We start from the raw sequence: 12,108 nt of genomic DNA on the forward strand, positions 1-12,108 counted from the left end.
ACCCGCCGAGCGGTCCCGGGCGATCTTCCTTCCGGCCCTGGCCCCCTTTCCACCTGGAATGTGGCCCCTCGTCGCCTTGCTGCCGGTGCTCGACATCAATGGCGCACTGCGCGCAGCGTTGAAGGCACGTCGCCCTTTCCGCGGCTCGCCGCCGGTGGCCGGCGTCTTCGCTTGCGATCCCTTTCTGCGGATGACGGACATGGTGGCGAGTCTGCGCCAGGCAGGCATCACGGCCGTGGTGAACTACCCGACCGTGCAGATCCTGGAGGGCGAGACAGCCGCCGCTCTTGCCGCTGTCGGCTACCGCGCCGAAGCCGAGTTACGCTTCCTTCAGCGCCTGGCGGAACAGGGTTTCACGCCCATCGCCTGCGCAACCTCGCGCCGCGCAGTGGATGCGGCGCTCGGCCTCGGACTGCGCCGCATCCTGCTAAACCCCGGACTACTGCCGGGCTGCGAGGCTGCCGCATGGTGGGCGGACCTCGCCGGGCATGTCGCTATCAAGGGCGGCGAGGCGCTGGTCTGGGCCGCGCCGTGCACAGCTCAGGTCTCGAGACCCAAACGGCGCATACGGTTGTAGAGCGTTTTGCGGGCGATCCCGAGGAAGGACGCGGTCTCGCCTCGGCGGAAGCGGTTGCGGCGCAGTGCATCAAGGATCCAGGCACGCTCATCCACCGGCGAAGCGGGCATGACGGCACTCGCCGGGCCGAGTTGCGCCTCCAGCACCGCCAGCGTAATGCGCCCGCCCGCCGCTTCAGTCGCAGCTTGTGCCAGCACCTCTGCCAGATCGCGCAGGTTGTTTGGCCAGCTTCGAGCCATGAGAAGCCGCAGCGCTGCCGGCTCCAGCTCCGCCACATTGCGTTGCATACCACGAAGCATCGCCCGCGCGAGCAGCGGGATGTCCTCCATGCGGTCCCGCAGCGGTGGGACTATGAGGCGCTGCGCCGAAAGCGAACGCGCCAACGCCTCTCCGCCCGGTGGATGCGTCAGCACGAGCCGGGCGCGCGGCACGCGCTCCTCTGGCTTGGCAAAGCGATCAAAGGTGCCACGCTCGATCCAGTCCCCAAGCTTCGTCCGCAAGGTCGGTGGCAGTGCGTCGGCGTTCTCGATGACCACCGTGCTCTGGCGCAGCGCGAGCAGCGCCGCCGGCCCACCCTCCCCGAAGAGGTGCGGGGCGATGTCCTGCCTTGCGTCAAGGAAGGTCAGGCTGCCAGCGCGGCCGCTCGCCTGATGGATTGCCCGCGCGACCGTGGTGCGGCCGGCGCCAGGCTCGCCTGCGACTAAGATGGGCAGGTCTGTTGCGACCAGGCGCGCCACGCGCTCGGCAAGCTGGCGAACTGCCTGCGAATGTCCGACCAGGCCTGGAAGCCGGCCTGCCTCGCGCGCCGGTTTGTCGCGCAGCAACCCCGCCGTCTTGAAGGCGGAGGTGGTCTGCATCACGGACATTTCGAGCGGCAGGCGGTCGAGTGTCGAACCGCCCACATAGCCATCCGCCCGCGACGTGTCGCAGACCTGCAGCAGATGGCCCGGATCGATGATGGGGCCACCCTCGACGAGGCAAAGCGTGCCGGGTGCCCGGCGCCGGACGTGGGCGAATACCCGGCGCGCCCGCTCCGCCGCTTGGTCGAGCGGCACGCCGCTCGGCACGCCCTGGCTGCCGCCCGAGTTCCACCCGAAGTTGAGGCAGAGGCGCTCGACCCCGGCAGCAATGACAGCGTCCACCTCGGTACGGGTTTTGGCGTAGCCGAGCGTTGCCAAACCGAAGCGCGGTGCGGCGCGCAGCATCTCGACCTCGCGCGCGAAGCCGAGCCCAGCGCCTTCCAACGCGGCGCGGAAGGCGCCGTCATAGTGTATGGCCGTCGGGAAATTGGCCACACCTTGATAGCCCGCGTCGCGAATGCGGCCCAGCAACCCATCGATGGATAGGCGCGGGTCGCAGGCGGCCGCGCCGAAGAAGACCGGAATGGAGACGCGATCAAGGATCTCCCCGCGTGCGAACTCGTCGGTGAAGGCATTGCTGTCGCGGATCGGCAGCATCGCGGCGATTGATGGCGCGCCCATCACGCGGAGCCGCCCGGCGCTGAGCGCCAGCAGGAAGTCGGCTCCGCCGTCTGCCGCGGCGCGCGCTGTCATCCCGAGACCGATGGCGGCACCAACAAGGATCTCAAGCCGTTTTGGCATCGCATCGCCTCCGAAGTCATTCTTGCGGGCCCGACTCAGGATGCGAAGATGCGCGGCCCAGCCACCCTCTCCGCCGGCGCTGGCCCTGTTTGCCCACTAGTCTGAGACGGGCGAGCAGGAGCTGTGCCTCCTACTGCGACGGCCCGCCTTTCGTCGAAGAATCGTTCATTCAGCAGAGCCACGACCTGGGCCGCGCTTGCCATGACGCTGCGGTAGGCACCGCACGCCGTCGCCTGCGGTTTGCCCCGATAATGGTCGTGCCGCTGCCGAGCGCGTGCGGAACGGCGGATGCCGCACCCCGGGCTCCGGATTACAGGCGAAGCCCCCGCGCGGGTCAGTGCCGGTCGTGCTCCCCCAAGGATGGGAGGGCCAGCCTACGCGTCAGCGCGCCGACATCCCCTCCCGTACGGAACGAGCGGATACAGACGAGGCTCGCCTCGACAGCGTCAGGAGCGAGGCCGGAAAGTGGCACAAGGCGCCGGTACTTCGCCTCGACATCCGCCCACTCAAGGCCGCCGGCATGCGACCCGCGCGGCGCCTTGCAGGTGCTCCTTACCTCGCGCCCGTCTTTCAGGACGAGCGTCACCGTCCCACCATGTCGGTGCGGAAAGCGGTCAGGCAGCGGTGGAGGGTTCGGGTCAAGAACCACACGGGCGAGCAGGCCCTGGATCACCGGGTCGGCCATCTTGGCCGGTTCAATGTGTTCCCACCGGAAACCGCGGTCGGCCACCGCGGCGGCAACGAAGTAGACGAAGCTGTGGGCCGCGCCGACAAGGTCCGTCGGATGAGTCGGTCCGTGCCAGTCGGCAAGCTGTGCGGCAGTCAGGACGATACGTTCGACCTCATCGGGACGCACATTCCCGGCAATGGCCGCTTCGGACGCCGCCTCGGCAATGGCGTGGAATGGATGGGCCCCGGGCATCAGCTTGATCGCCATATCCGTCACGATATCCCAGGACGCGCCGAGATCCTGAGCAATCGCCTTGACCGCCTCGCCGTTCATCGCCGACAGGAAGCCCCGGGGCGCCTCAAGCACGGACGGCTCTGCGCGGAAGCCCCGCGCCGCTGCCCGCGCCGCATCCAGCCCGAGCATGGCCGCGAGGCCCGCATGCCACTCACGCGCCCAGCTCGTATCGGCCGCTATCGCCATGCCGCCGACCGAAGTTGCGGCGAGCGCGATCGCATGCGTCATGCGCTCCTCGTCCAGTCCAAGCAGGGTGCCAGCCGCCACGGCCCCGCCGAACACCGTCGAGACCGAGCCGTGAAACCCGCGGCGCATGCGGCCTGGCGTGAGCGCCTCGTCGATCCGGCCAGCTACCTCGTAGCCGAGCACCATGGCCCGCAGCATCTCGGCCCCGCCGAGGCCCAACTCCTCGGCGAGGGCCATGGAGACGGTCGAGACGATGGTGCCAATATGAGCAATGCTGCGCATATCGCTGTCGTCGGCGGCGGCGGCATCGCTGCAGACGGCGTTGGTTCGAGCCGCAGCGCGCGCCGGGAGCCGCGCCGGGGTGAACCACACCGCGGCCGCAGGCGCTCCGCCCGCGTCCAGTTCCATCGCGCGGACGATCGCCGCGGACGGAATTGACAACCCGGCCGCCGCACTGGCGATCGTGCTGGCAAGGCTCATAGCGGCCCGATCGAGCGCGAGCGGCGGGATGTCCCCCTGGCGGGTGCCCACCACAAACTCGGCCAGAACTCTGGTGAGAGGCGCTGCGCCAGCGCCTGCTGCTTCTGCGGACAAAGGAAATCTCCTTGATCTAGGCCCGCAGACGGAGCCCCTTCTGACGCTGGATGCCCGTGCGAGGCCTACTCAGGCTTCGCGCCGGCTTGACGCAAGATGGCCGGCCACTTCGCCAAGTCATCCTGTATCAACTGCAAGAACTCCGCTGGCCCAGGCACGGACCCGGGCGGGAGGTCGAAGCCCTGCGTCGTCAGCTTCTCCCTCAAGGCGGGCTGCGAGAGGATCTGGTCAAGCGTTTTATGGATACGTTCGATTATGAGCGGTGGCGTACCCGCGGGCGCCACGAGGCCAAGCCAGGTCGACACGTCGTAATTCTGCAGCCCTGCCTCCTCAAGCGTGGGGAGATCGGGCAACGAGGCTGAGCGGCGCATGGCCGTGACGGCAAGCGGGCGGAGATCCCCCGCCGCGAGAAGTCCTTTTGCAGCAGGGATGTTGAAGAAGCCCGTGTCGACGTCTCCCGAGATGATCGCAGTCATCGCGGCGGGTGCACCCGTGTAGGGGATGTGCGTAAGCTCCGTATCGGTCGTACGGGCGAACATGGCGCCCGCGATGTGCATGCTCGTGCCAACTCCGCTTGAAGAGTAGGTGACTGTGCCTGGTGGCTTTGCCCGAATCGCTTCGATCACCTCACGAACCGAGCGGTAGGGACTGTGGCGCGAGACCACCATGACGTTCGACATGGCTGCTACCACGGCGATTGGCGCGAAGTCGCGGATCGGATCGTAGCCGATGTCCCGGTAAAAGGCCGTGTTGATCACCATGTTGCCCTGGCTGACCTGGCCGAGCGTGTAGCCGTCAGGCGCGGAGCGTGCGATAGCTGTGGTGCCGATGTTGCCGCCGGCACCGACGCGATTCACGACGACGGCAGGCTGTCCGAGCACGCTTGAGAGCTGCTGCGCAAGATCGCGCATCAGGGAGTCGGCCGCGCTGCCGGCCGCGAGTGGGGCGATGATCGTGATCGGCCGGGATGGGTAGCTTTCGGTCTGCCCGCGTGCCACGGATGCCCTTGCAAGGAGAGCTGGCACGGCGACTGCCGCCACGACAGACCTCCGCCTGATGTATCCGCCAACAGCAGGCGGACCTCTACCCGCGTGGCACATCGACATAGGCGGCTCCTCTCCCTCCCCGGTTGGCTGGGGTTTCGTCAAATCGGAGCGGATGATAGCCATCGACCGCGCTTCGCTGCAACGATTCAGCCGATTCGAGGCCTGCGGACATCGCTGTGGTTGAGCAAGGCTGTGCAGAACGGGGCGTTGTCCACTCCAATACTGTCCATCAGACAAGCGTCTCCGCTAAACTTCGGGCAGGTTTGCTGCGGCGCTGGTCCTCAATGTCGGGCAACGGCGATGAACGCCTGCGTCGCCATAGGGCTAAGAGTTCGCGGAACAGCCGTCCAAGCATCATTACATCGGTCATCCAAAAGGAGTTCTTTGGGCTCCTTGCAGCGTAGCTCGTAAACGCCTGGGGGAGCGGAGCAGGAGCCTAGGAGGAATTGCGCGGCCTGCGCCTCCGCCCCCATCGCGGAGCGGCCGGAGCTACCGGCGATTACGCTGCCGAGCCTGTGCCAAGCAGTTCAAACTGCGTTGCAACAAGCTGCTGCACCGCAAACGGCATATTTCTGTCGTGATCAAGCTGGTGGTCCTGTGGCGGCTGCACTACAGCCTGATCTTGCGCGACTTGACCTAAATATCCCTCCAGCGCGGCATCCAGCACTTCTGCCTCCGATCCCAGCAGATCGGAGGAACTACGGAATCAGCACACCAGCGCCGGCACGGCGTCCCCCGGGAGGGGGCGGCGCGGTCGCAGAACCGGATTGCGGCGCCGGCCCTGGTGATGCATGAGGGGGGCCGAAGGCGAGCGCAGGCCGCCTACTGCGTTTTTCCGGGCGCGACCGAGTGTTGCTGCCACCTCGCGCCCCATAGGGGGCGCACCGCCTGCCCAACCATGACGCGGTTGGATCACCACGAAGGACGGAGACGATCGATGAGCTGGAACCCCTGCCCGGACCCGACCCTCGGCGACCGAAGGAGCGCGGAAGCCATCGAGATCACCATCGTGCCGCGTGCGGTCGATCTCGGCGAGATGACGGTTCGCCGGGCTCTGCCCTCCAGCAAGCGGCAGATGGTCGGTCCCTTCATCTTCTTCGACCAGATGGGGCCCGCCGAGTTCCTGACCGACCAGGGCATCGACGTGCGGCCGCACCCGCACATCAACCTTTCGACGCTGACCTATCTGTTCGAGGGCGAGATCCTGCACCGCGACAGCCTCGGCACCGAAATGGCGATTCAGCCCGGCGCGGTGAACTGGATGCGGGCCGGGCGCGGCATTGTGCATTCCGAGCGCACGGCCGAGGCACGCAAGCAGAGCGGGCAGCGCCTGTTCGGCATCCAGACCTGGATGGCGCTGCCCGTGGCGCAGGAGGAGAGCGATCCCGCCTTCCTGCATCACGGCGCTGACGCCCTGCCGGTGGTCGAGGCCGGCGGCATACGGGCCCGGCTGATCGCCGGGCGCGCTTTCGGCATGACCTCGCCCCTCGAGGCAGCATCCGAGACCCTTTATGCCGATGTGCAACTGCAAGCCGGCGCGCGCATGCCGATCGATGCCGGCTACGACGAGCGGGCACTCTACACGCTCAGCGGCCGGATCGAGATCGCCGGCGACAGCTTCGAGTCCGGGCAGCTGCTGGTGCTTCGCCCCAACGATGCGATCACTGTGACAGCGACGGCGGATGCGCGCTTCATGCTGTTCGGCGGCGCGCCGATGGAGGGGCCGCGCTACATCTGGTGGAATTTCGTTTCTTCCCGCCTTGAGCGTATCGAGGCCGCGAAGGAGGAATGGGCAAAGGGCCGCTTCAACACCGTGCCGGGCGACGAGGCCGAGTTCATCCCACTGCCGACCCGCACCGACGCGCCGCAGCGCGCGACTGGTGGTGTATTCTACCCCTGAGCGATCGCTCAACATCGGAGTGTTGGAAGCGCTATCTTGAGCTCAGGAGCCAAGCCTGTGACGGCTAAGCATTAGGCCGCCTTGAGGCGGCGAGAGCTCTTCCATATCGGGGCATGACTCGCAAAGCCGAGCTGTTCGAGGTTTCGAACGGAGGGTTGCGCTGCCCCCGTCCCGCCGGAGAAGCACGACCTGCGCTGCCTCGCCTGTATTTCCCTTCAGATGACTTGGCGGACCCTCGCTCGATCCGTCATCCCGCGCATTCCAGTGCCAGGAAGGGGGAGGCTTGGCGGCTTTCGAATTCGAGGCGCTCGTTGATCGGAGGCCCTGCAAGTGGCCGCGCAATCAATCAAGCCCTATCCCAAAAGCGCCCAGGCGAACCCACTTCCGCCAATCAGTCCCGCCTCTCACAGGACGCCGCCGCCGGGCTTCGCCAGGCCGATGCTGATCGATCCCCACTCCGCCCCGGTCGCCTCGGCCTCCATGGCGACGGCCACGACCAGGGCATAGGTGGCACCGCTCCTGGTCCGCAGCGCCGGGCCAAGGCCGTCGCCCTCGCCGGCGCTGCCTCATGTTAGCGTCGTGCCCGACAGCGGTGGCCAGCTGGCCCGCGTGGCGGTTGACGGGCCAAGCCAGACAATCTCCTTGGCTCCTCGTCCCTGAAGCAGCCGGAAGGCGGTGGCGCCACCGGTAAAGGTGTTGGCCAGGGCCAGCGAGCCGCTTCGCGCGCAGCGATCCAGGACAACCGCTTCCAGACTCTGGTTGTCTTCGGCCACGATGAAAATCCTCGGCCAACGCCGGATCGACCTCAACCGGCGCGAGCGCGCGATCCAGCGCGACCGGATCGCTGCCGCGCGCCGCGAGCTTGGTCTCCAACTCCGGGTAATGCGCCTGGAAGCCCAGCTTCAGACTTCCGCCTGGCGTCAGCGTCTCGACTCCCGCCAACATCTCGCCGGCATGGGACTCACCGATGCCAACGGAGTGGAAGCGCTTCAGGCGGGCCACGCCGCCCAGCCCGGCGCTGGCGAGGAGCCGGGACAGCAGCTCCTCCGGCCTGCGCCGCATCTCGCGCGGCACACCCGGAGTGAAGTAGAAACGTGCGGCCCCAATGATGACCGCGAAGCCGCAGGCCGTGCTGATCGGTTTGTCGATAAGTTCCGCACGGTGCGGCAGCATAGGCTGCTCGCGGTTGTTCGACGGCGGCCAGCCGGCTGCTTCCCTGTCCAGGAGGCCGACCCCCTATCTGCGTGAGCGTGCGGACATCGTCGAGCGCCGCGTGCCGCAGATCAACCCGCTGCTCGCCTGCGCGCGATGACCATCGTGGCAGCTGCTCAATCCCGCCGGATGGTGCAGCGAATGAACTCGACTCACTTCACCAGCTCGGTGCTGATTCGAGAGGGTATTTGGTACCCGCAAGGGTGGCCTCGGCCTGTAGCGGATGCGCTGGATCAGGTTCGCCAAGGCAAGGTTGCAGTCCGCATCGCCGCAACCGCTTACAATCGACTGCGCGCTAACCCTGCCGAAGCCTGCCACGATCTGCCACGGGACGTGTCAGCCTGCAGCAGGCCTTGCCTTCACAGAAAGGGCGGTGCAGGACAGCAGCAACAGGTCGAGCGAGCCACGACGACGCCAATGCCAACTATGGCCCGATGGCTACATACACGCACAGCGCTCGTTAGCTGTGCTATTTGGTACCGCTCCTGTCCAGCTTGCGCTACAGCTGCACGCGACATAAGGCAGCCCTCCGTCGCCTACCCATTCACGGTCTGCTTGGCCACCTTTCCATGCCAACAGAAAAGTTATGATCAGGTCGCGGATATGGCGGGCATCTGGCAACAGATCTTGGAAACACATACGTTAGCAACATGGCTTTCGCCGTGCCATTTCACAAAATGCATCGACCAGCGGATAGGTAGGATTACACAGGCCTTGGAAGTGGCTTGACGACAAGAGTTGGCTAGGCGGCCGGAGTGCGCCAGATGTTGACCGCCGAGAAGACCGCGTAAGGGTGCTGTCGCTGGTGCAAGCCCGACACTTGCCCTGTCTGTACACAGAGTGCAACTACAGCGCTGCTGTTTCGTTGCGTGTTCCTGCGTACTGGAGGCCATCGATGCCAGTGAAGACGTCTCGGCAGCTTGAAAGGCAACTTACCCTCGGTACCGCAGGCAACAGCAGCATGGGTGCCGGTGTCGCATTTGTGCTTTCCGCTGCTACGGCAGTGATCGAAATCGACGATGTGTCGAGCGCCGAGGGTGCCGGGGTGATGCCTCATGCTATCGAACGAGCAGGCAGCGCACCGGCCGCATTACAGGCATGCCTGCCGCGCCAGGAGCAGGCCCAACCGTGTCCTTGCAAGCTGCTCGGCCGCTTCGGTCGCCTCGATATTCTGATAATCAACGCTGGATTTCCGAGGAATGCAGGCTTGGCTGCATTGGCGCCTGACCAGTGGCAAATAGTTCCCGACATCGACCTGACCAGGCTGTTCCTTGGCGCGCGCAAGGCCGTCGAAAATCCCGGCCGGCAGGTCCGCAATCCTCGACACTTGGCAACTGCGGGCGAGGTCACCCACATGCCAGAGGCGCTGAACTGCCTGCTTGCCCTCAGTTCCTATGGCCGCATCGGCCAATCTGAAGATGTCTTCAGAGCTGCCGCCTGGCTTGCGTCCGACTACGTCACCGGCACGGCGTTGTCCGTGAAACGCGGCATCCTTTTGGACCTCGGATTTCATGCACATGGCTAAGGCAAAGCAGAAGGCTGCTCCGCCTCCGTCAGGTTTATATGCAGCGGCGGAGACGCTGCGCATCGAGGACTATGCGCTAATCGGGGACACCTTTACCGCCGCGCTGGTGGGCCGGAACGGCTCGATTGATTGGCTCTGCGCACCGCGCTTCGACAGCGGCGCCTGTTTCGCAGCACTGCTAGGAGGGCCCGAGAACGGCCGGTGGCGGATCGCGCCGGCCGGAGAAATTCGCGCGGTGTCACGGCGTTACCGTGACGGTACGCTGATCCTCGATACCGAGTTCGAGACAGAAACCGGTGCGGTCGTCATCACAGACTTCATGCCGCTGCCCACCACCGAGGATGAAGTTGACGTCGTGCGGATCGTGCGTGGCCTCCGCGGTGAGGTGTCGATGCGCCTGGAGGCGGTGTTCCGGTTCGACTACGGCCATGTCGTCCCCTGGCTACGACGCCGCCCCTACGGGCTTCAGGCCATCGCCGGACCCAATGCCTTGCAACTATGGTCGCCAGTGGAGTTGTCCAACCGGGATTTTACGACCACGGCGGAGTTCAAGGTACGGGAGGGACAGAGCGTTCCGTTCTCCCTGTGCTGGTACAAGTCGCACCGGCCCGAGCCCGCGGTTCAGCACCCAGAGGTGCTGCTTGAATGTACCGTGCGCTGGTGGCGCGACTGGTCGGCCAAATGCACCTATCGTGGACCTTGGGCCGACGCCGTGCAGCGATCCCTCATCACCCTCAAAGCGCTGACCTACAGTCCTACTGGCGGCATCGTTGCTGCGCCTACAACGTCGCTACCGGAGGAGATAGGCGGCGTGCGGAACTGGGACTATCGCTACTGCTGGATCCGCGACGCCACCCTGACCCTCTACTCGCTGCTGAGTTCCGGCTATACCGAGGAGGCGGTGGCATGGCGGCGCTGGCTGCTCCGCTCCGCCGCCGGGCGGCCAGAGGAGATGCAGATCATGTATGGGCTGGCTGGCGAACGCCGCCTGCCGGAGTTGGAGTTACCATGGTTGAAAGGTTATGAAGGCAGCCGGCCCGTTCGTATCGGCAACGGCGCCCAGGAGCAGTTCCAGCTCGACATCTATGGTGAGCTGATGGATGCATTGCACGTCGCCCGTAAATACGCCGTCGAGCCGGATGCCGAAGCGTGGCGGATGCAGACAGTGCTGATGCAGTTCATCGCCGAAAAATGGGCTGAGCCCGACAGTGGCATCTGGGAGGTGCGCGGGCCACGACGGCATTTCACCCACTCGAAACTGATGGCCTGGGTCGGGGTCGACCGGGCGATCTCCGGCGTCGAGCAGTACGGTCTTGATGGGCCGGTCGAGGTATGGCGCACCCTGCGCACCAGAATCCATGACGATATTTGCCGCAATGCCTTCAGCGCCAAACGCAACAGCTTTGTCCAGCATTATGGCGGAACCGATCTCGATGCCGCGTTGCTGCTCATGCCGACAGTCGGCTTTCTGCCGCCGTCAGATCCGCGGATCGTCGGCACCGTGGAGGCGATCGGACGCGAGCTGACAGTCGACGGTTTTGTCTTACGCTATCGGCCGGAGACTGGCGTTGATGGTTTGGTCGGTGGGGAAGGTGCCTTTCTGCCATGTACCTTCTGGCTGGCTGATGCCTTGGCGATGATGGGCCGCCAGGATGAGGCTACGGAGATCTTCGAGCAGCTGCTTAGTATCCGTAACGACATCGGTCTTCTGGCAGAGGAGTATGACCCGCGTGCGCGCCGCCAGCTCGGCAACTTTCCGCAGGCCTTTTCTCATATCGGTCTGATCAATACGGCGCAGAACCTCACCCTAACCCAGGGTCCAGCCCAGCGTCGCGCCATTGACGCGAAGCTGGGCCCAGCCTGAGCCATTGTTGAGTTGAGACGCCATATTGCTCGGGCGCCGTCCTCGGTTGTTTCCGGAAGATGGTTGTCGGCGGTTTGAGCCGCCCGACACTGGGGCTAGGCGCTGCACGGTTCGCGTATTGCTCGATCGGCCAAACTAGCCGACGCCTGCCCCGTGCCATCCTTTCAAATGCCGAGAGGACGACGTGCTAGACCAGGGAAATGCTTGAGTGCCCTGCTGACACCCTTGGCCCCCTCGGGGGACACATTGGCTTTCGGTGGAGCCGGGTATTGCCCAGAATGCCTTCACACTGGGTGTCATGTCCCGCGTCGTCAGATTGGCCGCATGCGATGCCAGCGCCTTGCGGAACCACAGCGAAATACCAAGGCTCTGTTCTACGGACTACTTCCCCCATGACCACAGGGACTGGGCGCGCATCATCCTGTCAGGGCGGTCCTCGAACGACCATGCGATAGCAGTAGCAGCAGGCGCCACAGGTACCGATCACAGGCTACCTTGAGCCGCAGCCGAAAGGCGCGATCCGACGCGGTTGCCCCGTGGCAGCCTGATGTGGACGTTCCCTCGGCCACGCCTTCATCGAACCCCGTCGCTGAGTGGGCGTTCTGTGCTGTGACCGCGACTGGCGTCAGTTGCCCGTCC

At 65.5% G+C, this 12,108-nt stretch carries 10 protein-coding genes; 5 read left to right on the forward strand and 5 right to left on the reverse strand.

All coding sequences use genetic code 11. From position 1 onward, the window contains the following. The first annotated feature begins 85 nt into the window (after positions 1-85). Complete coding sequence (locus JMJ56_RS21130; RefSeq protein ID WP_328702442.1) at positions 86-577, forward strand: phosphoenolpyruvate hydrolase family protein; 492 nt, start codon at positions 86-88, stop codon at positions 575-577. On the opposite strand, the gene JMJ56_RS21135 is transcribed toward JMJ56_RS21130, so the two are convergent. The 4 genes from JMJ56_RS21135 to JMJ56_RS21150 all read right to left on the reverse strand — a co-directional run bounded on the left by JMJ56_RS21135 (position 541) and on the right by JMJ56_RS21150 (position 5,635). Beyond that, the gene (locus JMJ56_RS21135; RefSeq protein WP_202833754.1) at positions 541-2,178 is read right to left on the reverse strand and encodes a phosphoenolpyruvate hydrolase family protein; all 1,638 of its coding nucleotides are present in this window, start codon (positions 2,176-2,178) and stop codon (positions 541-543) included. The genes JMJ56_RS21130 and JMJ56_RS21135 overlap by 37 nt on opposite strands. A 334-nt stretch (positions 2,179-2,512) precedes the next feature. Further along, entirely contained in the window at positions 2,513-3,922 is a 1,410-nt protein-coding gene (locus JMJ56_RS21140) for an MmgE/PrpD family protein (protein ID WP_202833755.1), read from the reverse strand. A 65-nt stretch (positions 3,923-3,987) separates the two neighbouring features. Then, positions 3,988-4,920, reverse strand: a complete 933-nt coding sequence (locus JMJ56_RS21145; protein WP_202833756.1) for a Bug family tripartite tricarboxylate transporter substrate binding protein — start codon at positions 4,918-4,920, stop codon at positions 3,988-3,990. 547 nt (positions 4,921-5,467) lie between these two features. Beyond that, positions 5,468-5,635, reverse strand: a complete 168-nt coding sequence (locus tag JMJ56_RS21150) for a hypothetical protein (protein ID WP_202833757.1) — start codon at positions 5,633-5,635, stop codon at positions 5,468-5,470. 270 nt (positions 5,636-5,905) lie between these two features. Here JMJ56_RS21150 and JMJ56_RS21155 point away from each other — a divergent pair, with 270 nt between their 5' ends. Next, positions 5,906-6,868: a pirin family protein gene (locus JMJ56_RS21155; protein ID WP_202833758.1), complete on the forward strand. Its 963-nt coding sequence runs from the start codon at positions 5,906-5,908 to the stop codon at positions 6,866-6,868. A gap of 566 nt (positions 6,869-7,434) precedes the next feature. Here the strand turns inward: JMJ56_RS21155 and JMJ56_RS21160 are convergent. Then, the gene (locus JMJ56_RS21160; RefSeq protein WP_202833759.1) at positions 7,435-7,641 is read right to left on the reverse strand and encodes a hypothetical protein; all 207 of its coding nucleotides are present in this window, start codon (positions 7,639-7,641) and stop codon (positions 7,435-7,437) included. A 1-nt stretch (position 7,642) separates the two neighbouring features. Between JMJ56_RS21160 and JMJ56_RS21165 the strand changes: the two genes are divergently transcribed. From JMJ56_RS21165 to JMJ56_RS21175, 3 genes are all read left to right on the forward strand, one after another. After that, entirely contained in the window at positions 7,643-8,116 is a 474-nt protein-coding gene (locus tag JMJ56_RS21165) for a hypothetical protein (protein ID WP_202833760.1), read from the forward strand. A gap of 859 nt (positions 8,117-8,975) precedes the next feature. Then, the gene (locus JMJ56_RS21170; protein ID WP_202833761.1) at positions 8,976-9,605 is read left to right on the forward strand and encodes an SDR family oxidoreductase; all 630 of its coding nucleotides are present in this window, start codon (positions 8,976-8,978) and stop codon (positions 9,603-9,605) included. Continuing rightward, positions 9,598-11,469 (forward strand): glycoside hydrolase family 15 protein, encoded by a 1,872-nt coding sequence (locus JMJ56_RS21175; protein ID WP_202833762.1) that lies wholly within the window; start codon positions 9,598-9,600, stop codon positions 11,467-11,469. The genes JMJ56_RS21170 and JMJ56_RS21175 overlap by 8 nt, the downstream gene beginning before the upstream one ends. Positions 11,470-12,108 lie beyond the last annotated feature (639 nt).

The sequence above is a fragment of the Belnapia arida genome, from assembly GCF_016773205.1.
GTDB classification, from domain to species: Bacteria; Pseudomonadota; Alphaproteobacteria; order Acetobacterales; family Acetobacteraceae; genus Belnapia; species Belnapia arida.